The following is a 22,197-nucleotide window of genomic DNA, read 5'->3' as shown; positions in this document are numbered from 1 at the left end:
ATGCGGGTATTGGCCGCAATGAGCGGAGGAGTCGACTCGGCCGTCGCCGCTGCGCGTGCAGTGGACGCCGGCCACGACGTCGTCGGAGTGCACCTGGCGCTTTCGGCTCAACCTGGCACGCTGCGGACTGGTTCCCGCGGCTGCTGCACCATCGAGGATTCACATGACGCCCGCCGGGCCGCGGACATCCTCGGTATCCCGTTCTACATCTGGGATTTCGCTGAGCGTTTCACCGAAGAGGTCGTTGAGACATTCGTCGGCGAGTACGCGGCAGGCCGCACGCCGAACCCTTGCGTGACTTGCAACGAGAAGATCAAGTTCGAGGCGCTGCTTGAGAAGGCGCTCGCTCTTGGCTTCGACGCTGTTGCGACCGGCCACTATGCGCGGCTGGCGACCGTCGACGGCGAGCTGGAACTTCGCCGGAGCGCGGACGAAGGCAAAGACCAGTCGTACGTGCTGGCTTCACTGCAGCCAGAGCAGCTTCGCCATGCGATGTTTCCGCTGGGCGACTCCTGGAAGTCGGACGTGCGGGCCGAGGCGGAGCAGCGTGGGCTTTCCGTGGCACGAAAGCCGGATAGTCACGACATTTGCTTCATCCCGGACGGCGACACCAAGAAGTTCTTGGAGAAGCGGCTTGGCGAGCGTCCCGGCGAACTGGTCGATGCTGAGACGGGTGCGGTGCTCGGGCGTCACACCGGCGTGCACGGATTCACCGTAGGCCAGCGGAAGGGCCTCGGTATCGACGCGCCGGCCGCTGATGGGCGACCTCGTTATGTCCTTTCGCTCGAACCTGTTTCGGGCACTGTGAAGGTCGGGTCGTCGGCAGACCTGGGTGTCCAGGCCATCGACGCGGACCGGGCGATCTGGCCGAGCGGACGAGCCTTGGACGGACCGACTGAATGCACCGTCCAGGTTCGCGCACATGGCGGCATCGCCGATGCGGTCGCCGAAGTGGATGAAGACGGGCAGGTCTCCATCCAGCTGCGCGAGCCGTTGCGCGGTGTGGCACCGGGCCAGGTCGTTGTCCTTTATCGGCAAGACGACCAGGCCGGCGACCTCGTCCTCGGGAGCGCCAAGATCTCTGGCACGCACTGATCTCCTTACGCGCCTAGGCGTTCCTCTCCAGGTTCTTCTGGCGTGGGCTGGGGATCGTGCAGCGGCGGAGGTGCGCTTTCAGCTTTCTCGCCAGTCGGTGTCGTGACGATGAGCTTTCCGTCCTGCAGGACCTCGTAGGTCCAGTCGGCTCGATTCTTAAGACGGCGGTGCCGTAGGCAGTAGCTCAACGTCGAGTCTGTGTCCGCGGAATCTGGCCCAGTTGGTTCCGTCAGGCAGTTCTGCGCGGGCCGCGGGCAGCCGGGCTGTCGGCACTCACGGTCGCGGACCCGAACGAACTCGTCCACATCGATGCTCGGCCGATACCGGAACTTGCCGACCTCGATCACTTGTCCGGTCAGCGGGTCAGTAATGACCCGGCGGACGATTGTGTCGGGGCCAGTGGCGATATGACGCGCGAGCTCGGCCGGGATATGACCGTGCCCGGCCAGCTCAGCGGGATTGTCGTTGAGCCCCAGGTAGGTCTGCAGATCGACATAGAGATACACCTCGGTCTGCTCAGGCACGCCGCCTTTGCCGCTGAGCAAGAGATCGATCGCGACGTCAGCGCGCAGCTGGTCGAGGGTTCGCTTCTCGTCGCCCGTCTTGAGCGATCGAGCGATCTTGTCGACGCGGAGGTAGGCCGCTGTAGCTTTGTCGGTCGAGACGTTGTCGACTGAGATCCGCGAGATGCCTTCGCTCTGGTGCTGCAGGATGACGCGACGCTCGGCTTTGCGCTGAGCTAGTCGGTCCATCGCACCGTCTGGGTCGATTTTCGTTGCGGCGTAAGCGGTTGCCTTGCGGACCTGGGTTGGGTTCTTGTCCTCTAGCCGGTGTTCGAGTAAGTAATCGACCATCCGTGCATGGCGGTCGGACAGCTGGCTCGTCCCGTCGGTGACCTTCATGGCGCGATAGAGGTCGAACTTGCCCTCATCCATCAGTCGGAAGGTGCGAGGCAGACGCTGAGCCAGAGCTTCGGCGGCGGCGATCATCGCTCCGGCTCGAGTATCGGTGATGTGCAAGGCAATCGCGAACTCGCACGCCAGCTCGTGCGGGTCTGATCTTCGTCTTCGCATGCCCGCCATGCAATGCAGCTGCAGCGCCTGCAAGCGGGCGATCTGGCGGTTCGCGTCCTTCACGGCCGCCATCAGCTGATCTGTCTGCAGTCGATTGAAGAGGTCGAGGTTTGCGTGCATGGTGCGAAGCAGGAACGCGAGGTCTGCGGTTTCGGTGGTCTTGTGGGTTTGATCGGCTTGGTTTGCCGGTGTGGTCGACTTGCTCATGATCGTCACGATACGCATCTATTCGAGCACAGTCAGCTAAATTGTACGAAGGGACCCATCGTGCGATCACTTGGCTTTTGCGTGACGACTCTGGCACGGTGAAAGTCGGGTGATCGCGCGCGTGGACGGCTGAAGCTGTGCAGAGGAGGTGATCAGAGATGCAGCTTGAAACCTGTGTGACTCGCGACGAAGCCCAATCGTTCGTAGAAGCGGTGTGCTGCCGTCCTCGTTGTATCCGAGGTGAGCTGGACCAGGTTGCAGCCGCGTCGCCGTGATTCGTCGATGGCCCACTGTACGAGCTGTGCGCCCAAGCCTGAGCCGCGGTGATCGCGGTGCACGCGCACAGCTTCGATTTGCCCGCGAAGGGCCCCGCGCCGCGCGAGGCCGGGGATGATCGTGAGCTGAAGTGTGGCTATTGGCAGGTCGTTTGATGTTGCGACGACCAGCAGCTGATTTGGGTCTGCAGCAATGGTTTTGAATGCTTGCAGGTAGGGCGCGAGGTCGGTTGGCGAGTCGCGGCTTGCTCCGAGTTGGTCGTCCGCAAGCATCTAGACGATTGCTTCGACGTCTTCGGGGCGAGCTCGTCTGACAGTGATGGGAGGCACGGAGGATCAGTATTCCATCGGGAGAGTGATCGACGGTTGTCCGCTACGTGGTCTTGTAGCGGCGAATGCCGTCGACGTCTTCGGCTGCGAGCTTGTTCTGCGAGACCAGGAGATCCAGGTGCGCGCCAGTCTCGAGGACGGCGAGCATCTGATTGAAGGCGTCCATTTCGGACAGTTTGCGGCCGCGGCGGGTCCAGCCGAGGCGACTGGCGGCTTCGAAAGCGGTGGTTGCTCCGGCTTCGATTTGAGTCGCCATCGTTTCGAGACGTTGCCGGTGGTGTTCGAGAAGCTCGTCGATCCGGGCGTGCACGCTGTCGGTGACTGGGCCATGAGCCGGCAGCATGCGCCGGTCCGGCATGCCGCGGACCAGCCGAAGCGAGTCGAGATAGTCGTTCAGCGGCAACTCAGCCGGAACTGGTTGGAAGCCGATCGACGGAGTGATGTGCGGGAGCACGTGGTCGCCGGAGAACAAGAGGCCGGCAGCGCCGTCTACGAAAACCACATGCCCGTTGGTGTGCCCAGGGGTATGGACCACGTCGAACTCGCGGTCGGGCAGCACTGCTCGCCGGCCGGGCGTCAGCCATTCGTCCGGCTCTTCCCAAAGATTCGCCTCGGTGTGGCGAGGTTCCGAACCGAACAGCTTGCTGAGCGCGGTGATGACCTCTTGCCCGCCGCTGAGGCGGAGGAGGTCGAGTTGGGCTTGCATGGGGAACTGGTTCGGGTTGGCGCTCGCGTCGAGCGAAGGTTGCTCGAGCTTGCCCAGGGCGATCCGGTTGCCGAACTCTCGCCGAAGCGCGACTGCCTGCGTGTAGTGGTCCCGGTGGACATGGGTGATGAGGAACTCTCGAACATCGCCGAGTTCGGCATCGATCGCTTTGAGTGCGTCGGCCAATAACTGGCGAGATTCAGTGAGGGACCAACCCGAGTCGACGAGCACGAGATTCGTGCCGTCGGTGACTGCGTAGACGTTGACCGCGCGCAGGGCGTCGTTCGGCAGCGGCAGTGGGATTCGGTAGATGCCGGCGGCCACTTCGTAGACCCCGGGATCCGCCCAGTTCGAGTTACTGCCTTCGGGCAACGGCTCCACGGCGACCTCCGTCCAGGCGGGACCTCGGCGTCCCGGACTTTCCTTACATTGGGCCGTATTCCGGTCGCTGTCCACCTGACGGTGCTGAGACACCGGTCACGTGGTCAGCCGGGTTGCGCGGTGAGCGCGAGGTCGATGGTCAACGTTGTCGCGACGAGCATGCTGGCCAGCGGCTCGGGGACCTGCAGCGGGATCTCTACGAGATAGGCGTTGCCGCTGATCGGCGAAAGTTCCGGTGACGGGTGTCCGACGTGGGCGACCTCGGTGCCGACTGGGTCCTCGACGGTGACTTCCCATCGTTGCCGGCCACTGGCGACGACCCTGGCGATTGCCTTGCCTTCGGCGCGCAGGGTGAAGCGGACAGCGCCTGCGCTGGCGGGGATGATTTCGCCGATCGGCGTCCCGTCCGCGCGGGTGACCACGAAGCGGGCCAGCGGGTCCTTCGACGGTTTCTCGACCTTGAGGACAGTGCTCTGGTTCGCGTCGCGGACCTCGAACCTGCGGCTGACGTACTGGTCGGATTTCCAGAAGAGCTGAATGACTTTGCGCAGGAAACTGGGAGTAGTGACAGCAACTCCGCCAATGTGGAGGCCCTGGCGATCGAACACGCCGTACTCCTCGCCGGCGGCGGTCGGCTTCGCCTCCCGGCTGACGTAAAGGACCGGCTCGGTGAAGAGAGTCCGCTCAAAGGAGCGGCTTGAAGCCCGGCGGTACGGTGCTCCGGGCATAGTGCCCCGCCGCGGCTCCCGGGCGGATGCGTCACCGGGTGTTTTGCCGGGCGGTGGCGGGGCGGAGCTGGTCATGACGATCCAGACTAACGCGGTGACCGCGAATTCGGTGCAGGCAAAGGGATATGCGGCGAATGTCCGGCTATTGCCGCGCGGTCGGGTGAAGCTTGTCCTGAGGGGCGGTGCGGACTGCGGCCGCCCGTTCCGCGACAATCCGGCCTGTGAGCGAACGACCTTGGCCTGCGGGCGCGGCGACGGGAATCGGGTCCATGCCGGGGACCGATCCCGTCGAGGCCGCCGCCGTCGTGTTCGGAGAGCTTCCCGGCTTCCCGTATGTGCCCGAATTGCCGGCGCGCGGCGTCGGCGCCGACCTGCTGGGCCGGACCGCGGCGTTGCTCGTGGACCTCGCCGTCGAGGTGGTGCCCAGCGGTTATCGCGTGGCCGGGCGGCCTGGTCACGACCATCGTCGTGGGCGTGACCTGCTCCAGTGGGACCTCGACGCCGTCCAAGCCGCCCGCGAGAACGCTGGTGCGCCAGCAGTCCTCAAGACCCAGATCGCCGGACCGTGGACGCTCGGCGCGGGGATCGAGCTCGCCCGCGGGCATCGGGTGCTCACTGACCGCGGGGCGTTGCGGGACTTCACCTCGTCGCTGCTCGACGGGCTTTCTCAGCACGTCGCGGAGCTGACCGCGAGGACCGGCGCGCCGGTGGTCGTGCAGCTCGACGAGCCGTCGTTGCCTGCTGTTCTCTCCGGAAAACTGACTACTCCGTCGGGATACGGCAACGTCCCCGCAGTGCCTGAGCCTGAGGTTCGGGAGCTGCTGGCGACGACAATCGAACGGATCGGAGCGATGACCGGGCAGCCGGTCGTCGTCCACTGCTGCGCTCCGCGTCCGCCGATCGCGCTCTTCCGCGCCGCGGGTGCTGGTGCCGTCGCGTTCGACATCAGCATGCTCGCCGGGGCGTCCGCCGCGCTTCTGGACGAGATTGGCGAGGCTTGGGACAGCGGCATTTCGTTCTTCCTGGGCCTCGTGCCAGCTACGGACCCGGTGACGGCTCCGGGGTTGAAGGACATCGCGTTGCCGGCGCTCAGGCTCGTGGACCGGCTGGGCTTCAACCGTTCGATCCTGGCCGAGCGCGCTGTTCCGACGCCTGCGTGCGGTCTGGCCGGTGCCACGAACGAGTGGATGCGCCGGGCGCTCGCTCTCAGTCGCGACCTGGGCAAAGGGTTTGTGGAGCCGCCCGAGAACTGGTGATTCCGCGGGACGTCCTGCTGTCGTCACGCGTACCGTGGCTAGTGAAGAGAAACAACCGGGGGAAATTCCGAATTATGCGTTTGTTCCGTCGTCGCCGCTCGGAAGCTGACACTGAAGCCGCGCCGCCAGATCCCCGTACGCCATGGCCTGAGCAGCAGGTGCCGTCCGACGCTTCTGCTGCGGCGGTTGCGTTCTGGGAAGGGTGGTACGACCTCTTGCCCGAGGTCAGTGCTGCGCTGGGCGAGGGCGAGCCGCATCGCGTCGAGCACGATCTGTGCGTGCTGGTCGAGACGCTGCACCCTCGGCTGCACTTTTCGCTTGAGCGTGGCCGGAAGGCGATCTACGCGCTGGTCGTCAGCGGACAGGAAGACCCGGAGCTGCGCCCCTACACCGACGCGTGGAAAGCGGCTGGACCGCCGGACGACGCGATCTGGGAGTACCACGATTCGGTGCCTCCGGTCCCGGATCCGACCGAGGTGACGGTGAACCTGGGCGAGCATCGCATCTCGCTGGCTGACGTCCGGGTTGTCGCGCAGGTGGACGACGGCGTGGTTGACGTGGCTGTCCATCACCCCGCGTTCGCGGACCTGGACGAGGCCTCGCGCACCACGATGACGTTCCTGCCGCTCGACGCGACGCTGGGCGAGCGTCTGGCCGCCGAGCGGCTGGGCCGGGTCGAGACCGCCGAGGCCGAGCCGGAAGGCACGATCGATCTTCTGGAGTTCCGGGAGCTGGTCCGCGGGCTGACAGAGCAACCGGACGGAAGTGTCGGTGCCTCCGGCTAGGCTCACCACCTGTGAGCAGCACCGACCTTCCCCAAGACCAGGTGGCCGTGGAGGCCGCCCAGGACGTGACCGACGTGCCGGCCGACGTGCGCGAGCGGCACGGCGCGCTTGCCGAGGAGATCCGCGGCCATCAGTTCCGGTACTACGTGCTGGACTCGCCGATCGTCTCCGATGGCCAGTTTGACGCGCTCCTGGGCGACCTCCAAGAGATCGAGGACGAGTATCCGGCGCTGGTCACGCCTGATTCGCCGACCCAGAACGTCGGCGGCACGTTCTCCACCGAGTTCACCGCGCACGACCACCTCGAGCGCATGCTGAGCCTGGACAACGTGTTCGACACCGACGAGTTCCTCACCTGGGTCGAGCGCGTCGAGAAGGAAATCGGGTCCACGGAATACCTGGCCGAGCTGAAAATCGACGGCCTGGCCATCAACCTGCTCTACGAAAACGGCAAGCTCACCAGGGGTCTCACCCGCGGCGACGGGCGCACGGGCGAGGACGTCACGCTCAACATCCGTACCCTCGACCAGGTACCGGACGAGCTGACCGGCACCGACGAGTTCCCCGTGCCGAAGCTCGTCGAGGTGCGCGGCGAGGTCTACTTCCGCGTCGAGGACTTCCTCGAGCTCAACGCGAAGATGGTCGAGGCGGGCAAACTGCCGTACGCGAACCCGCGCAACACAGCTGCTGGGTCGCTGCGGCAGAAGGATCCGAAGGTCACCAGGGAGCGCCGGCTCCGGCTGATCTGTCACGGTCTCGGCAAGCGGGACGGCTTCGAGCCGGTCACGCAGTCGCATGCCTACGACGCGCTGGCGGCCTGGGGGTTGCCGGTGTCGCCACACACGCGAGTGCTCCGGACCGGCAAGGAACTTACCGATCACATCGCCTATTGGGGTGAACATCGGCACGACGCCGAGCACGAGATCGACGGCGTCGTGATCAAGGTCGACCAGGTCACGCTGCAGCGCCGACTCGGCACCACGTCGCGCGCGCCGCGGTGGGCGATCGCGTACAAGTATCCGCCGGAAGAAGCGATCACGACGCTGCTCGACATCCAGGTCGGTGTAGGGCGCACGGGGCGGGTCACGCCGTTCGCCGTCACCGAGCCGGTCAAGGTCGCGGGCTCGACGGTCGCGCGCGCGACGCTGCACAACCAGGAAGAGGTCAAGCGCAAGGGCGTGCTGATCGGCGACCGGATCGTCATCCGCAAGGCCGGCGACGTGATTCCCGAGGTGCTCGGTCCCGTCGTCGACGCACGGACCGGTGACGAGCGCGAATTCGTGATGCCCACCGAATGCCCGGAATGCGGTACGGAACTCGCCTACCAGAAGGAAGGCGACAAGGACATCCGGTGCCCGAACACCCGGTTCTGTCCAGCCCAGCTGCGGGAAAGGCTGTTCCACCTCGCCGGGCGCGGTGCGTTCGACATCGAGGTGCTCGGGTACGAGGCGGCTGTCGCGTTGCTTGACGCGAGGGTGGTCGCCGACGAGGGCGACGTGTTCGACCTCAGCGAGGAGTCGCTCGCCGAGGTGGAGTTGTTCCGTACCAAGGCGGGCGACCTGTCGGCGAACGCACGGAAGCTCCTGGCGAACCTCGATTCGGCGAAGGACCGTCCGCTGTGGAAAGTGATCGTCGCGCTGTCGATCCGGCATGTCGGGCCGACCGCGGCGCAGGCGCTCGCGCGGGAATTCGGTTCGCTGCAACGGATCGAGGACGCAAGCGAGGAGGAACTCGCGGACGTCGACGGCGTAGGCCCGACCATCGCGCACGCGGTGCAGGAATGGTTCGAGGTCGGCTGGCACCGGGAAATCGTCGAAAAATGGCGACGGTCCGGGGTTCGGATGGAGGAAGAGCGCGACGAGTCCATCCCGCGGAATCTCGAAGGCCTGTCGATCGTGGTGACCGGCTCGCTCGACGGGTTTTCCCGTGATGAGGCGAAAGAAGTCATCATGGCGCGCGGTGGCAAGGCCGCAGGATCCGTGTCGAAGAAAACGGCGTTCGTCGTGGTGGGCGACGCGCCGGGGTCGAAGTACGAGAAGGCTGTGCAGTTGAAGGTGCCGGTGCTGGACGAGAACGGGTTCCGCGCGTTGCTGGAGCGCGGTCCGGAAGCGGCTGCGGAACTTGCGCTCGACACCGGCGCGGACGAGGAAGCTGAGGGCGGCGATGAGTGACGTGGAGATTCGCCCGGCGCGGCCGGAGGAGTTCGATGCGCTCGGCGAGGTGACCGTCGAGGCTTACCGGATCGAGGGATTCTTCGATACTGATGCCGCGTACGAGGCGAAACTTCGGGACGTTTCAGGACGGGCGCAGCACGCCGAATTGCTGGTCGCGGTCGATCCGGACGGTCAGGTCGTGGGGTCGGTCGCGATTGTCCAGCCGGGGAGCAAGCTCTCCGAGATTTCCCAGCCGGGGGAGTTGGAGTTCCGCATGCTGGCGGTCTCGTCGGCCGCGCGCGGTCGAGGGGTCGGGGAGGCGCTTACCCAGGCGGTGCTGGCCCGCGGCCGGGAACTCGGCGTCGACCGGGTGGTGCTGAGCAGCCTCGACGTGATGCGGAAGGCGCACCGGCTTTACGAGCGGATCGGGTTCCGGCGGTTGCCGGGGCGGGACTGGCATCCGCATCCGGGGGTCAACCTGATCGCGTACGAATACGGCTTCTGAGGCTTCATTCTCGCAGGTCAGAGGCTTTTGCCGTTTTTTGGCGAAAGCGTTGGGCGGGGTTCGCCGGTGGTATTCGCCGTTGAGTGGCGACGGTTTGGTGGACCCCGCCCCGGCTCTCGTCCGCTGCTGGTGGGTGCTTGGTCTGCCTGGCCGTGAGCGTTGGTCCGGCTCGATCGGTCACGGACGTCGTTAGTGGATGGGCTGTGCGTGGCGTGTCTGCTTGGCGAGCTTCAACCGGCTATGGGTTGTAACGTGTAGATGTCTGGCTTCGACTCAAGCTGTCACGCGTTAAGTACCGACTCGTACCGAGGAAGCGTGATCATGGCGAAGTTCGTTCAAGCCGCCGTTCCGGTCGTTGGCGTTGCCGCGTTTCTTGCCGTCGCGTGTAATGCAGCACCACAGCCCGGTGGCACCTCAACGACGACGGTCACGGCGGCGACCGTGACCGCGACGGTAGCCGAGTCCGCGACGGCGACCATGAGCGCGCCGATTAGCGCTGCGCAGCCGGCGACAATCAAAGTCCCTGACGTGTCCGGCATGAATCACCAGGATGCGCAGGACGCCATGCAGGCGGCCGGGCTGTACAACTTGCGAGAGGTCGATTCGTCCGGGAAGAAGCGCATCATGATCATCGACCGGAACTGGTGTCAGACCGGGCAGGATCCCAAGCCCGGTGCCGTGGTTTCGGCCGGCACAGTCGTCACGCTCTATGCCGACAAGTGTTGATTGCCGCCGTCCGGCACGCCAAGGAACCGGTCGCCGGACAGATTCCCCCTCTCCGGGGAGATTGTCTGCACTTGAGGACAGCGGATTGCGAGTAAGGCCGCACGCAATGAACCGCTGAGCCAGCCCGCACTGCTTCCAGAAACGGTCTGAACAGTCGGGTACCAGTATCCGAAACGCCCGGCCAAACGCTCAGCTGCCCGACCTGTTTAGGACAGCCGACCCAGCACTTGGATCAGCCGTCCAGAACCACCGCGACGATCCCGGCGAAGTGCGCCAGCCGAGCGACCTCCGCGGCGCGGAAGTTGGGTCCACCAGGCCGGGCGACGAGCATCGCCTTCCCGGGCTTGCCGAGCGGAGTAGCAGCCAGCTCGGTGCCGAGTTCCTTCCACGTCTCCGGAACCCAGGAATCCTCGCCGTCCAGGACGGTCGCACGCTCCAGCGGCAGCCAAGGCAAGTCTGTGAACGGGTTCTCTGGCGCCGCACTCGACGAAGCCAAGCGTCGCGGCCCCGATTCCGTATGCTCGACGATCACCGCCCAGCCAGCACGGATGATCTTCGGCACACCTTCGGCGAGCAAGTCCAGCCCGGCTTTTGGCTGAGCGGCGATCTCTTCGACCAGCTCCAGCTCGCGGTGGGTGTCGAGGATGCCCGCGTACGGCCGCACCGCGTCGACCTCGACGCCTTCCACGCTCTCGGCCGCGGTGATCAGCGCGTCCGGGAGCCGGCCCGACGGGAGTTCGACCACCAGGTCGTCGATCGCGAGCCCGCCGCCGCGTTCCACCACGTCCACGCTCAGGATGTCGGCCCCGACTGTGCCGAGCGCGGTCGCGACCGCGCCGAGCGTGCCGGGGGAGTCCGGTAGCTGGACCCGGATCAGGAACGACACCACGCGCCCCTCTCGCCTCAGGCGTCCCAGCCCTGTCGTGGGACGCGCTTGCCGGGCGCCGATTGTGACAGACCGGGTACCCGCGGGGGCCCGCTGTCCGGCAAGCGGGACGCCCTGCCCGGCGCCCGCGGCCCGATAACCCGGTCGAACCGTCCGACGCCGTCACCATAGACTTGCAGCTTCCGAGAGCACCCGCACAGCACACCCCGGGAGTCACCCGCGTGCCCAACATTTCCCGAGACGAGGTCGCACACCTCGCCAGGCTGGCCAGGCTGGCCGTGACCGACGACGAGCTGGACGTTTTCGCCGGCCAGCTCGACCAGATCCTCGACTCGGTGGCGAAGGTCAGCGAAGTCGCCGCGGAGGACGTCCCGCCGACCTCGCACGCCGTGCCGCTGACGAACGTCTTCCGCGAGGACACCGTCCGGCCCAGCCTCGAGCAACAGGACGCGTTGGCCGCCGCGCCGGCCGCCGAGGACGGCCGGTTCCGGGTGCCGCGGATCCTGGGAGAAGAACAGTGAGCGAACTCGTCAAGCTGACCGCCGCCGAGCTGGCGGCGAAGATCCACACGCGCGAGGTGTCCGCGGTCGAGGTCGCGCAGGCGCACCTGGACCGCATCGCCGCGGTGGACGACCACGTGCACGCGTTCCTGCACGTCGACACCGAAGGCGCGCTCGGCGCGGCCAAGGCTGTCGACGAGCAGCTGGCCGCGGGGGAGCAGCCGGCGTCGCCGCTGGCAGGCGTCCCGCTGGCGCTGAAGGACGTGCTGACCACGAAGGGCGTGCCGACGACCTGTGGGTCTCGCACGCTCGAGGGCTGGCTGCCGCCGTACGACGCGACGGTCACGCGCAAGCTGCGCGAAGCCGGCGTCGTGATCCTCGGCAAGACGAACATGGACGAGTTCGCGATGGGCTCCTCCACGGAGAACTCGGCGTACGGCCCGACGCACAACCCGTGGGACCACGCGCGCATCCCGGGCGGTTCGGGCGGTGGCTCCTCAGCGGCGATTTCGGCGTTCGAGGCGGCTCTCGCGATCGGTACGGACACTGGCGGCTCGATCCGTCAGCCCGGCTCTGTCACCGGCACTGTGGGCGTGAAGCCGACGTACGGCGGAGTGTCGCGCTATGGCCTCGTGGCGTTCTCGTCTTCGCTCGACCAGGCCGGCCCGTGTGCGCGTACGGTGCTTGACGCCGCGCTGCTGCACGAAGCGATCGCTGGCTACGACCCGATGGACTCGACGTCCATCAACGCACCGGTGCCGCCGGTTGTCGCTGCGGCGCGCGAAGGCGCGAAGGGCGACCTGACCGGCGTACGCGTCGGCGTCGTGAAGGAGTTCAGCGGCGACGGTTACCAGCCGGGCGTGCTGCGGTCGTTCGAGGCGGCCGTGGAGCAGCTTCGCGCTCTCGGCGCCGAAGTGGTCGAGGTGTCGTGCCCGCACTTCACGTACGCGCTGCCTGCGTACTACCTGATCGCGCCGAGTGAGGCGTCGTCGAACCTCGCGCGCTTCGACGCGATGCGGTACGGCCTGCGCGTCTCGGACGACGGCCAGCACAGTGCCGAAGAAGTCATGTCGCTGACGCGCGAGAAGGGCTTCGGCGCTGAGGTGAAGCGTCGCATCATGCTTGGCACGTACGCGCTTTCGTCGGGCTACTACGACGCGTACTACGGCTCCGCGCAGAAGGTGCGCACGCTCATCACGCGCGACTTCACGCAGGCCTTCGAGAAGGTCGACGTGCTCGTGTCGCCGACGACGCCGACCACGGCGTTCAAGCTCGGCGAGCGCGTGGACGATCCGATGGCGATGTACCTCGCCGACTTGTGCACCATCCCGTCGAATCTCGCCGGGAACGCCGCCATGAGCGTCCCGAGCGGACTGTCCGACGAGGACGGGCTGCCGGTCGGCCTGCAGATCATGGCCCCCGCGCTCGCCGACGACCGGCTGTACCGCGTCGGCGCCGCGTACGAGGCCGCGCGCGACGCCGCTGCCGGCGGCTCGCTCGTGCACCAGGCTCCGGAGCTGGGAGGAACGAAGTGACTGCCGTGGCCGAGTTGATGGACTACGCCGAGGTCCTCGAGCGCTTCGACCCCGTGCTCGGGCTCGAGGTCCACGTGGAGCTCAGCACGAACACCAAGATGTTCTGCGGCTGCGTCAACGAGTTCGGCGGCGAGCCGAACACCAAGACGTGCCCGACCTGCCTCGGCCTGCCCGGTTCGCTGCCGGCCGTGAACGGCAAGGCGGTCGAGGGCGCGATCCGGATCGGTCTCGCGCTCAACTGCGAGATCGCGGAGTGGTGCCGGTTCGCCCGGAAGAACTACTTCTACCCGGACATGCCGAAGAACTTCCAGACGTCGCAGTACGACGAGCCGATCGCGTTCGACGGCTACCTCGACGTGACGCTGGACGACGGCGAGGTCGTGCGCGTCGAGATCGAGCGCGCGCACATGGAGGAGGACACCGGCAAGTCGCTGCACATCGGCGGCGCGACCGGTCGGATCCACGGTGCCGAGCACTCGCTGCTCGACTACAACCGCGCCGGCGTGCCGCTGATCGAGATCGTCACCAAGCCGATCACCGGCACCGGCGAGCGGGCGCCCGAAGTGGCGCGCGCGTACGTCACCGCGTTGCGCGACCTGCTGCGGGCGCTTGACGTGTCCGACGTCCGCATGGACCAGGGCTCGCTGCGCTGCGACGCGAACGTGTCGCTCATGGCCAAGGACGCAACGGAATTCGGCACGCGCACGGAGACGAAGAACGTCAACTCCCTGCGCAGCGTCGAACGCGCGGTGAGGTACGAGATGACGCGCCAGGCGGCAATTCTTGCCGAGGGCGGGTCGATCCGGCAGGAGACGCGGCACTTCCAGGAGGCCGACGGCACCACGTCGTCCGGGCGCGCCAAGGAAACCGCGGAGGACTACCGGTACTTCCCGGAGCCCGACCTCGTGCCGATCGCGCCGTCGCGCGAATGGGTCGAGGAACTGCGCGCGACGCTGCCGGAGATGCCGTGGGAGCGGCGCAAGCGGATCCAGGAAGAGTGGAAACTCTCCGACGAAGCGCTGCGTGACCTGCTGAACGTCGGTGCCGTCGACCTCGTCGCGGCAACGGTCGAGGCTGGCGCGAAGCCGGACGAGGCGCGCGGCTGGTGGGTCAACACGCTGGCGCAGGAAGCGAACACGCGCGAGGTCGAGCTGACCGAGCTGGCGATCACGCCGGCGCAGGTCGCCGAGGTGATCGGGCTCGTGTCCTCCGGTGAGCTGACGAACAAGCTCGCCAAGGAGGTCGTGCAGGGCATTCTCGCGGGCGAGGGTTCGCCGCGCGAGGTCGTCGAGAAGCGCGGTCTGAAGGTCGTCTCCGACGATTCGGCGCTGCTCACCGCTGTCGACGAAGCGTTGGCCGCGCAGCCGGACATCGCCGACAAGATCCGCGGCGGCAAGGTCGCCGCGGCGGGCGCGATCGTCGGCGCGGTGATGAAGGCGACCAAGGGCCAGGCCGACGCCAAGCGCGTGCGCGAGCTGATCATCGAGCGCGTCGGTTCCTGAGTGGCTTTCTCGCTCCGACGCGTCACCTGGCGCGAGTGGCTCGGCCTGGCGGCCGGGCTGCTCGCGGTCGGGTCGACGCCGCTGCCCTGGACTGTGCTGTCGGCGGACACCGCGACGTCGGACGTCCGCGACGCGTTCGGGACGTTGCCGCACAGCGACGTCGTGCGTACGGCGTGGCATTCGGATCTCTTCTCGTGGGGTCCTCCGCTGTTGCTCGTCGTGGTCGGGCTGGCGGTGGTGTTGTTCGGGCAGGTCACGAAGGCGCGCGTGAGCGGGTTGCCGCAGCTGTGGCTGGTCGGCGGACTGGTGACGGTTTTGCTGATGGTGATCGGCTGGACGACGCTGGACTGGGTGTTCGACAGCGATCAGCGTGCGTTCCTGGACGCTGCCGGGGTGTCGATCTCTGGCGGGATCGGGCGATATCTGGGGATGGCGTTCGCGGTCGGGTCGGTCGTGGTGGCGATTGTGGACATCCGGGCGGCTCGGGCGGAGAGCCGGGCTTCGCGTCGTCGCCGCTGAACGGCGATCCGGTGGTGCCTGGATTAGGGAACTTCTGGCGGATTCGCCGTTGAACGGCGACGGGGCAGGGACTCCTGGTTGATGCGGGTTTTGGCGGATTTGCCGCTGTGTGGCGACGGTGCTCCGGGTTGAGAGGTGCCGTCTCGCAGATTCGCCATCAAGCGGCGACTAGGCGCTCTCGATTGGGCGGCGGCTTCGGACGGATTTGCCGTTGAGCGGCTGTCAGGTGCTCTCAGCTGGGGCGGTTTGAGGGATTTGCCGTTGAGTGGCTACGGGGTGCTCCTGGTTGAGAGGGCAGTTTTTCGCGGAGTTGCTTCCGACTGACGGGGTTTCGGAGTTGTGCTGCCGTTGCTACCGAGTTTGCCGTTGGGTGCCGAAATGGGTAGCGGGGTGCTCGGAGCGGGCTGTCGTCGCTACCGAGTTTTGCCATTGGCCGACGACAGGGACAGCGGCGGATCTCGCGGGTGGCCGTTGAGCGGCGACGGCGACGGACCGATGCCGATGTTGGTGGTGATGTCGGGGCGACGTCGATCTTGAGTCGGTGCCGTCAGCGTCGATGGCGGGTCGGTGATCGTCGCCGTTTAGTGGCGACTCCCGCCGGAACCGATGCCGACCGGGAGCGCACGGCAGGGGAGACAGGCGGCTTGCGTCAGGCCGAGTCGCTGGCCGCGGCGACCGGATCGGTTATTGCCACTAAACGGCTAACCGCAGGTCAACCAGCCAAACGACCCGGAAACGGCTCTCAACCAGACGCGCCCGGCATCAGTCCTTGCCCGGACCGCCGCCCGTGTCGCTCACCACGATCAGGACCACGCGGTCATCGCTGGAGACTGGCTTTCCGCCGTCCTTGTTGACGGTCCCGGCGACCGCCAGCTGGGGGTTGATCATGCTCATGGAAGAGAGCCGGCCGTACGTCGTGGCGGCCTTGCTTTTGCCGTCGAGGGTGACCGTCGGCTTGCCGGTGACCGCGCCGTCCTTGTTGACCGGCACGTTCTGCATGCCGGTGGAGGACGCGATGCCGAGGATGCCGTTCGCGTCGACGAAATCGACGCACCCGCCTAGAGAGGGCTTGTCCTGCCAGGTCCACGCGGGTGCGCTGAGCGGCTGCCCGGACTGGAGGCGGTACACGGCGTCCGGACCGCTGGCCGGGTGGTCGGTCACCCAGGTGCGCTTCCCGTCGGACGAGCGGCAGACGCCGCCGGGGGAGTGCAGGCCCGAGGAGTAGACGGCGGATCCGGATGTCGGATTTCCGGTCGCCGGTTTTCCGGACACGTCGATGCGCAGGACCTTGCCTGCCAGGGAATTCGGGTCCGCGGCTGCGGCAGGATTGCCCGCGTCGCCCGTCGCGACGAGCAGTGCGCCGCTTCCGTCGCTGGCCAGTGCGCCGCGGTTGCCGGTCGAGCCCTTCGGGATTCCGGTCAGCACCGGCTTTGGAGCCTGGCCCTTGGCGAAGCGCACGACTCGGTTGTCCGACGCCGTGGTTACGTACGCGAAGACCAGCTGGTCCTCGACGTAACTAGGCGACAGCGCAAGGCTGGTGAGCCCGCCATCGCCGTCGGCTCGGACGTCCAGTTGCGCGAACGACGTCGCGTCGTGTCCGGAGCTGGCCAGCATGACCCGGCCGGTTTTCCGTTCGCCGGCGAGAGCGGCGGGTGCGGATCCCTCGCCGGGAAGTCCCGCGACGGCGGCGACCGTGTCCAGGCAAGTCGCGATGACCGCCTTGTCGAAGTCCTTGCAGCCCTGCGGAGGCGGAACCGGCGAGGGCGGCGCTTGCGCGGGCCCGGTGCGCGGACCGTTGCCGGAGCCGTCGCCGTGCTCCTGGACCTGCGGCGGAGATTCAGGGCTCGGCACCGGTGCGGGAGTGAATGTCTGGCCGGCGGCAGTGTCGTCGAACCGGGCGCAGCCGGAGAGCACGAGGCCGCCGCAGGCGAGGAGGGCCAGCGGCGCCGACCACCGGTACCGGGTACGCATGATGCCCCAGCCTAGGTGGCGCGGCGTGAGCCACTGGTAAGTGGCTACCGTGGTGATCATGACAGTCACCGTGCTGGTCCCGGACGACGAGGGCGTCGCCGTGCTGTCCGAAATCCCTCTCGTCAACGCGGTGCGTTACGAATGGGGCCGCCCGCTGCCACCGGAGGCTGCGAAAGCCGAGGTGCTCGTCCCGGCCATGGATTCGGTGGGCGACGACATCTGGAGCGATCTGCCGAACCTCAAGCTGGTGCAGCTCCTGACCGCGGGCGCGGAAGACTGGGTCGGTCGGGTCCCGGACGGCGTCTTGTTGTCCACCTGCCGAGGTGCGCACAGCGGCAGCCTGGCGGAATGGGTGGTTGGCGTCCTGCTCTCGATGTACCGGAACCTGGACGTTTACGCGGCGGCGCAGCGGGCTGGGCGTTGGGAGCAGTTGCCGTCGGACACTCTGCAGGGCCAGCGCGTATTGATCGTCGGGGCTGGGGACGTCGGGCGGCAGCTGCGGCGGCGGTTGGAACCGTTCGACGTGCGCTGCACGATGGTGGGGATGTCGGCGCGTGAAGGCGTACACGGTGTCGACGAGTTGCCGAAGCTGCTGCCGAACCACGATGTGGTGGTCATGATGGTGCCGCTTACTTCGCGGACGCGGGGCATGGTCGACGCCGACTTCCTCGCGGCGATGCGTGATGAAGCGGTGCTGGTCAATGCTGCTCAAGGGCCAGTTGTGGTCACTGACGCGCTCGCGGCGGAACTCGCTGCGGGAAGGCTTCGTGCCGCGCTCGATGTGACCGATCCGGAACCGTTGCCAGCGGGCCATCCGCTGTGGACAGCACCTGGTTTCGTGCTGACGCCGCACGTGGCGGGCGCGGTGCGGGGCGTCCGGCGGCGCGCTTATTTGGTGGCCGCGGCGGAAATCGCCCGGTACGCTGGCGGTGAGCTACCTGGCAATCTCGTGCGCGGCGAATACTGATCATTTCCCGAATGTCGGCTCAGGCCTCAGGGTGAACCCTGAAAGAGCCCCTGACCTCGGCGTGCTCGCTCGCGGGTCACGGCTGAATCCCCTAACCTTCGCCGCGTGACCACTCAAGGGGACGACTACCAGACCAGCGTGCTGTCCGGTGTCGAGGACTCTGCCGGCAACGACTACGACGAACCGCGGCAGGGCGGTCTCGGCTTCGGCCTGCTCGTCTTGCGCCTGGGGCTCGGCGTGATCATGGGTGCGCACGGGCTGCAGCATTTGTTCGGCGCTTTCGGCGGGCCGGGCGTCGGCGGGTTCGCGCAGGTGCTCGAGATGTTCGGGTACCACAAACAGACGACGCTGCTGTCCTGGATCACGGGCATCACCGAGGTCGCGGGCAGTGCGCTGCTGATCGTCGGCCTGTTCACGCCGCTCGCCGCTGCGGGGCTGCTGGGCGTGGCCGCGAACATCGTCTACGCGAAGTTCCACGGCGGCTTTTTCGAGGGCAACGGTCAGGGCTGGGAGTACGAGCTGCTGCTGGGGCTCTGTGCGCTGACGCTGATCTTCACCGGGGCGGGCACCATCTCGCTGGAGCGGAACACACCGTGGCGGAAGCGGCCGTTGCCCCTGGGGCTTATTTCGCTGCTGTTGGCCGCGGCTGCGTCTGTGGTGGTCATCGTTCTGACTCGCTGACGCGTCCGGCGGCAATGTTGCTGACGCCTCCGGCACCCCGACGGTGCTTACGCGTCCGATGCTGCCGTTGCTGACTGTCTGGGCGGACGTCATTGACACGTCGGCGACTGCACGAGGCCGCGCCGGGGTCGATGGGTCGTTTCGCCGCTTACCAGGCCGTGGGTGTGTTGCCGTTCCGTGGCGAATGCCTGGTCAGAGGGCAGAATTCAGGCGATGGCAGGTCGTTCGTCGCCGACGGATTGGCTCGTGAGCGGCGAGGGCGTTGACAGCTGGAGGCTAAACCGCGACCGGGCAGTCTGAGGCGAGAGACCCGGCGGCGTGTTGGTGAGAGGTCAGCAGGGGCGCGACGGCAGAGAGCTCGGGTGGTGTGGGGACCGTGTGCGCGGGCGGCCGGGCTCGACCGGTGGCTCTTGCACGCGGAGCGTGCGGCGGGTTCGCCGCCGGGCGGAAGGTTCTCCAGGCGTGGCGGTGGGTCTGCCTCGATGCGCGCGTGTGACAGCGGTCGGTGGCCCGGGCCTCGGGTTCTGGCGCAGCCGAGGGGACCGTTAGCCGTTTAGCGGCGAATTGCGTTGACCAGGGCTCTGACGACAGCGGACCTGAGAGCTCAGCGGTCGAAGCCGTCTAGTCGAAGCACAAGAAAGGGGCCCGTGCACCACGCGCGGGCCCCTTCCCTCAAAAGCAAAACCGGAACAGCGGGGGATCAGCGGCTCGGGTCCCGAACCGCGCCGGTGTCGGCCGACGTGGCCATCCGGGCGTACGCCCGCAGCGCCGCGGTGATCGGACGCTGCCGGTCCTTCGGCTGCCACGGACGTTCCGAAGCGTCCATCTTCGCCCGCCGCTCGGCCAGAACCTCCGGTTCGACCAGCAGCTCAAGCCGGCGCTCGTGGACGTCCAGGACGATCTGGTCGCCGTTCTCCACCAGGCCGATCAGGCCGCCCGCGGCGGCTTCCGGCGAGATGTGGCCGACCGAGATGCCCGAGGAGCCGCCGGAGAACCGGCCGTCGGTGATCAGGGCGCACTTCTTGCCGAGGCCGGAGCCCTTGAGGAAGGCCGTCGGGTGCAGCATTTCCTGCATGCCGGGACCGCCTGCCGGGCCCTCGTAGCGGATGACCAGCACCTCGCCCGGCTGGATCTCCTTCTTGAGGATCGCCGAGACGGCTTCCTCCTGGCTCTCCAGCACCCGTGCCGGGCCCTGGAAATGCCACAGATCCTCGTCGATTCCCGCGGACTTGATCACAGCGCCGTTCTCGGCCAGGTTGCCGCGCAGGATCGCGAGGCCCCCGTCCTTCGTGTAGGCGTGTTCGACGTCCCGGATGCAGCCGCCGGCGGCGTCGGTGTCCAGCGACGACCAGCGGTTTTCCGTCGAGAACGCCTTCGTGGTCCGGACTCCGCCCGGCGCGGCGTGGAACAGCTCCACCGCCCTTTCTGACGGAGACTCGGCGCGGATGTCCCACTCGTTCAGCCACGTGGCGATGTCCGGAGCGTGGACCGCGTGCACGTCGGTGTTCAGCAGCCCGCCGCGGTACAGCTCGCCCAGGATGGCGGGGATTCCGCCGGCCCGGTGGACGTCTTCCATGTGGTAATCGGAGTTCGGCGCGACCTTCGACAGGCACGGCACCCGCCGCCCGATGGCGTCGATGTCGCTGATCGTGAAGTCGACCTCGCCCTCCTGTGCGGCGGCGAGGATGTGCAGCACGGTGTTCGTCGACCCGCCCATGGCCATGTCGAGCGCCATCGCGTTCTCGAACGCCTTCTTCGTGGCGATCGAACGCGGCAACGCCGACTCGTCGTCATCGCCGTACCAGCGCTTGCACAGCTCGACCACCGTGCGTCCGGCGTTGGAGAACAGGTCTCGCCGGGCGGCGTGCGTCGCGAGCGTGGAACCGTTGCCCGGCAGCGACAAGCCCAGCGCTTCGGTGAGGCAGTTCATCGAGTTCGCGGTGAACATGCCGGAGCACGAACCGCAGGTCGGGCAGGCGGAGCGCTCGACCTCGGACAGGCCCGCCTCGTCGATCGCCGAGTTCGCGGACGCCGCGATGGTGGTGATCAAGTCGGTCGGGGCCTGCGCGACGCCCTCGACGACCACAGCCTTGCCGGCTTCCATCGGACCGCCGGAGACGAACACGGTCGGGATGTTCAGCCGCATCGCGGCGTTGAGCATGCCCGGCGTGATCTTGTCGCAGTTGGAGATGCACACCAGCGCGTCGGCCTGGTGCGCGTTGACCATGTACTCCACCGAGTCGGCGATGATCTCGCGCGAGGGCAGCGAGTAGAGCATGCCCGAGTGGCCCATCGCGATGCCGTCGTCGACCGCGATCGTGTGGAATTCGCGCGCGATGCCGCCGGCTTCGGCGACCGCCTCGGCGACGATCTCGCCGAGGTCCTTGAGGTGCACGTGGCCGGGCACGAACTGGGTGTAGGAGTTGGCGATCGCGACGATCGGCTTGCCGAAATCGCTGTCGGTCATTCCGGTCGCACGCCAGAGCGAGCGTGCGCCCGCCGCGTTGCGACCGTGGGTGGTGGTCCGGGAACGGAGGTGCGGCACGGCATTCTCCCAGGTCAGAAGGCTGAACCAGGCGGAGGGGAACTGCGGCTCCGCAAACTGGTCCTACCAATTCTACTCGGCTGGTTTGCCGTTGCCTCCGCCGGTCCGTTCCGCCTCGGCGGAAGGCTCCGGTTCGACGGGCTCCGGAGCCTGCTCTGGAGCCGATTCCGGGGCAGACTCAGGAGCAGGTTCAGGAGCGGTCTCCGGCGACGTCTCAGCGGCCGGTTTCCGCCCGGTGAGCTCCTCGTCGCTCAGCACGCCCGACGGGTCCTTGATCTTGCCCTCGCTGACCAGAGCCAGTACCGGAAGGTGCCGCGTCCGCACCGTGGGAAGGCCGACCTGGGTGTCGTCGCCGAGAACCGCGCGCACGCGGGCCTTGTTCGTGATCGCCAGGCCCTTCAGCGACGACCACGGCAGATCGCGCTTCCCGAAGACCGTCCGGATGTGCAGTCCTTCGCGCGTCGCGACGGTGCGCGTGCGCGCGACGAACACGAGCAGCGCGAGCGGGAAGACGTACAGCCACTGGAATCCGCCGATCTCGCCCAGTGCGATAGGTGTCACACAGACGGTCAGCAGACCGATCGCGAGATACGCCGTGGTCGGGATGCGGAACACGGCCTTCCGGCCCTCGTCCGCACGCTGGTCCTGCTGTTTCTTGGCCACGCAGGAATGGTGCACCGATGCCGGGAGTGACCTGCGTCCGGGTCGCGCGGGAGCAGTACTGGCCGTCCACGATGCGGAATCGCCGTCCCGCAGAGTTGACACTCGCCTGGGCGCGCGACTAACGTCGGGGCCGTGATTACGCAGACCGGTCTCGTACTTCCTCAGCGCGCCGACGCTTAGGAAGAGTCCTCTGCGTCGACGCGCGACC

General features: G+C 67.2%; 20 protein-coding genes. 12 read left to right on the top strand and 8 right to left on the bottom strand.

The annotated features are described in order from the left end of the window. A complete protein-coding gene (mnmA, locus tag ACZ7OI_RS27550; RefSeq protein WP_470267046.1) occupies positions 1 to 1,095 on the top strand; it encodes a tRNA 2-thiouridine(34) synthase MnmA in 1,095 nt (364 codons plus the stop codon). Positions 1,096 to 1,100: 5 nt separating this feature from the next. Here the strand turns inward: mnmA and ACZ7OI_RS27545 are convergent, their stop codons facing one another. The 4 genes from ACZ7OI_RS27545 to ACZ7OI_RS27530 all read right to left on the bottom strand — a co-directional run bounded on the left by ACZ7OI_RS27545 (position 1,101) and on the right by ACZ7OI_RS27530 (position 4,795). Beyond that, positions 1,101 to 2,375 (bottom strand): DUF222 domain-containing protein, encoded by a 1,275-nt coding sequence (locus tag ACZ7OI_RS27545; RefSeq protein WP_470267045.1) that lies wholly within the window; start codon positions 2,373 to 2,375, stop codon positions 1,101 to 1,103. A gap of 152 nt (positions 2,376 to 2,527) precedes the next feature. Beyond that, the gene (locus tag ACZ7OI_RS27540; protein WP_470267044.1) at positions 2,528 to 2,923 is read right to left on the bottom strand and encodes a GNAT family N-acetyltransferase; all 396 of its coding nucleotides are present in this window, start codon (positions 2,921 to 2,923) and stop codon (positions 2,528 to 2,530) included. A gap of 100 nt (positions 2,924 to 3,023) precedes the next feature. Further along, the gene (locus ACZ7OI_RS27535) at positions 3,024 to 4,067 is read right to left on the bottom strand and encodes an MBL fold metallo-hydrolase (RefSeq protein WP_470267043.1); all 1,044 of its coding nucleotides are present in this window, start codon (positions 4,065 to 4,067) and stop codon (positions 3,024 to 3,026) included. Between the two features lie 104 nt (positions 4,068 to 4,171). Beyond that, entirely contained in the window at positions 4,172 to 4,795 is a 624-nt protein-coding gene (locus tag ACZ7OI_RS27530; protein WP_470267042.1) for a hypothetical protein, read from the bottom strand. A 221-nt stretch (positions 4,796 to 5,016) separates the two neighbouring features. Here ACZ7OI_RS27530 and ACZ7OI_RS27525 point away from each other — a divergent pair, with 221 nt between their 5' ends. The 5 genes from ACZ7OI_RS27525 (at position 5,017) to ACZ7OI_RS27505 (ending at position 10,220) form a co-directional block, all read left to right on the top strand. Beyond that, positions 5,017 to 6,051, top strand: coding sequence for a uroporphyrinogen decarboxylase/cobalamine-independent methonine synthase family protein (locus ACZ7OI_RS27525; RefSeq protein ID WP_470267041.1), 1,035 nt, complete (start codon positions 5,017 to 5,019; stop codon positions 6,049 to 6,051). A 74-nt stretch (positions 6,052 to 6,125) separates the two neighbouring features. Next, positions 6,126 to 6,836, top strand: a complete 711-nt coding sequence (locus tag ACZ7OI_RS27520; RefSeq protein ID WP_470267040.1) for a hypothetical protein — start codon at positions 6,126 to 6,128, stop codon at positions 6,834 to 6,836. Positions 6,837 to 6,847: 11 nt separating this feature from the next. Beyond that, on the top strand, positions 6,848 to 9,007 hold the full coding sequence (gene ligA / locus ACZ7OI_RS27515) for an NAD-dependent DNA ligase LigA (RefSeq protein WP_470267039.1): 2,160 nt from the start codon (positions 6,848 to 6,850) through the stop codon (positions 9,005 to 9,007). Next, positions 9,000 to 9,494, top strand: coding sequence for a GNAT family N-acetyltransferase (locus ACZ7OI_RS27510; RefSeq protein ID WP_470267038.1), 495 nt, complete (start codon positions 9,000 to 9,002; stop codon positions 9,492 to 9,494). The genes ligA and ACZ7OI_RS27510 overlap by 8 nt, the downstream gene beginning before the upstream one ends. A gap of 321 nt (positions 9,495 to 9,815) precedes the next feature. Next, on the top strand, positions 9,816 to 10,220 hold the full coding sequence (locus ACZ7OI_RS27505) for a PASTA domain-containing protein (RefSeq protein ID WP_470267037.1): 405 nt from the start codon (positions 9,816 to 9,818) through the stop codon (positions 10,218 to 10,220). A 232-nt stretch (positions 10,221 to 10,452) separates the two neighbouring features. Here ACZ7OI_RS27505 and ACZ7OI_RS27500 read toward each other — a convergent pair whose 3' ends face one another. Beyond that, a complete protein-coding gene (locus tag ACZ7OI_RS27500) occupies positions 10,453 to 11,106 on the bottom strand; it encodes an ACT domain-containing protein (RefSeq protein ID WP_470267036.1) in 654 nt (217 codons plus the stop codon). 221 nt (positions 11,107 to 11,327) lie between these two features. On the opposite strand from ACZ7OI_RS27500, the gene gatC reads away from it, so the two are divergent. From gatC to ACZ7OI_RS27480, 4 genes are read left to right on the top strand one after another with little or no spacing between them, the layout of a single operon-like run. Next, positions 11,328 to 11,627 carry an Asp-tRNA(Asn)/Glu-tRNA(Gln) amidotransferase subunit GatC gene (gene gatC, locus ACZ7OI_RS27495; RefSeq protein ID WP_009073996.1) on the top strand — a complete coding sequence of 100 codons (300 nt, stop codon included), beginning with the start codon at positions 11,328 to 11,330 and terminating at the stop codon, positions 11,625 to 11,627. Then, the gene (gene gatA / locus ACZ7OI_RS27490; RefSeq protein WP_470267035.1) at positions 11,624 to 13,141 is read left to right on the top strand and encodes an Asp-tRNA(Asn)/Glu-tRNA(Gln) amidotransferase subunit GatA; all 1,518 of its coding nucleotides are present in this window, start codon (positions 11,624 to 11,626) and stop codon (positions 13,139 to 13,141) included. The genes gatC and gatA overlap by 4 nt, the downstream gene beginning before the upstream one ends. After that, positions 13,138 to 14,643, top strand: coding sequence for an Asp-tRNA(Asn)/Glu-tRNA(Gln) amidotransferase subunit GatB (gene gatB, locus ACZ7OI_RS27485; protein ID WP_470267034.1), 1,506 nt, complete (start codon positions 13,138 to 13,140; stop codon positions 14,641 to 14,643). The genes gatA and gatB overlap by 4 nt, the downstream gene beginning before the upstream one ends. Next, complete coding sequence (locus tag ACZ7OI_RS27480; protein WP_470267033.1) at positions 14,644 to 15,162, top strand: hypothetical protein; 519 nt, start codon at positions 14,644 to 14,646, stop codon at positions 15,160 to 15,162. Between the two features lie 762 nt (positions 15,163 to 15,924). On the opposite strand, the gene ACZ7OI_RS27475 is transcribed toward ACZ7OI_RS27480, so the two are convergent. Next, positions 15,925 to 17,133, bottom strand: coding sequence for a PQQ-dependent sugar dehydrogenase (locus tag ACZ7OI_RS27475; RefSeq protein WP_470267164.1), 1,209 nt, complete (start codon positions 17,131 to 17,133; stop codon positions 15,925 to 15,927). Positions 17,134 to 17,191: 58 nt separating this feature from the next. Between ACZ7OI_RS27475 and ACZ7OI_RS27470 the strand changes: the two genes are divergently transcribed. Both ACZ7OI_RS27470 and ACZ7OI_RS27465 read left to right on the top strand, forming a co-directional pair. Further along, complete coding sequence (locus ACZ7OI_RS27470; protein WP_470267032.1) at positions 17,192 to 18,100, top strand: 2-hydroxyacid dehydrogenase; 909 nt, start codon at positions 17,192 to 17,194, stop codon at positions 18,098 to 18,100. Positions 18,101 to 18,205: 105 nt separating this feature from the next. Beyond that, entirely contained in the window at positions 18,206 to 18,781 is a 576-nt protein-coding gene (locus ACZ7OI_RS27465; protein WP_470267031.1) for a DoxX family protein, read from the top strand. A 700-nt stretch (positions 18,782 to 19,481) separates the two neighbouring features. Here ACZ7OI_RS27465 and ilvD read toward each other — a convergent pair. Continuing rightward, complete coding sequence (gene ilvD / locus ACZ7OI_RS27460) at positions 19,482 to 21,326, bottom strand: dihydroxy-acid dehydratase (protein WP_470267030.1); 1,845 nt, start codon at positions 21,324 to 21,326, stop codon at positions 19,482 to 19,484. Between the two features lie 72 nt (positions 21,327 to 21,398). Further along, positions 21,399 to 21,989 (bottom strand): PH domain-containing protein, encoded by a 591-nt coding sequence (locus tag ACZ7OI_RS27455; RefSeq protein ID WP_470267029.1) that lies wholly within the window; start codon positions 21,987 to 21,989, stop codon positions 21,399 to 21,401. Between the last annotated feature and the right edge of the window lie 208 nt (positions 21,990 to 22,197).

It is taken from the genome of Amycolatopsis sp. NPDC114503 (assembly GCF_055633655.1).
The sequence above is the reverse complement of the archived record's forward strand: the minus strand, read 5'-3'. Positions and strand labels throughout refer to the sequence as shown.

Coding starts and splice junctions, on each gene's coding strand:
- mnmA (WP_470267046.1), top strand. CDS start 1: ATGCGGGTATTGGCCGCAATGAGCGGAGGAGTCGACTCGGCCGTCGCC.
- ACZ7OI_RS27545 (WP_470267045.1), bottom strand. CDS start 2,375: ATGAGCAAGTCGACCACACCGGCAAACCAAGCCGATCAAACCCACAAG.
- ACZ7OI_RS27540 (WP_470267044.1), bottom strand. CDS start 2,923: ATGCTTGCGGACGACCAACTCGGAGCAAGCCGCGACTCGCCAACCGAC.
- ACZ7OI_RS27530 (WP_470267042.1), bottom strand. CDS start 4,795: ATGCCCGGAGCACCGTACCGCCGGGCTTCAAGCCGCTCCTTTGAGCGG.
- ACZ7OI_RS27520 (WP_470267040.1), top strand. CDS start 6,126: ATGCGTTTGTTCCGTCGTCGCCGCTCGGAAGCTGACACTGAAGCCGCG.
- ACZ7OI_RS27510 (WP_470267038.1), top strand. CDS start 9,000: ATGAGTGACGTGGAGATTCGCCCGGCGCGGCCGGAGGAGTTCGATGCG.
- ACZ7OI_RS27505 (WP_470267037.1), top strand. CDS start 9,816: ATGGCGAAGTTCGTTCAAGCCGCCGTTCCGGTCGTTGGCGTTGCCGCG.
- ACZ7OI_RS27475 (WP_470267164.1), bottom strand. CDS start 17,133: ATGCGTACCCGGTACCGGTGGTCGGCGCCGCTGGCCCTCCTCGCCTGC.
- ACZ7OI_RS27470 (WP_470267032.1), top strand. CDS start 17,192: ATGACAGTCACCGTGCTGGTCCCGGACGACGAGGGCGTCGCCGTGCTG.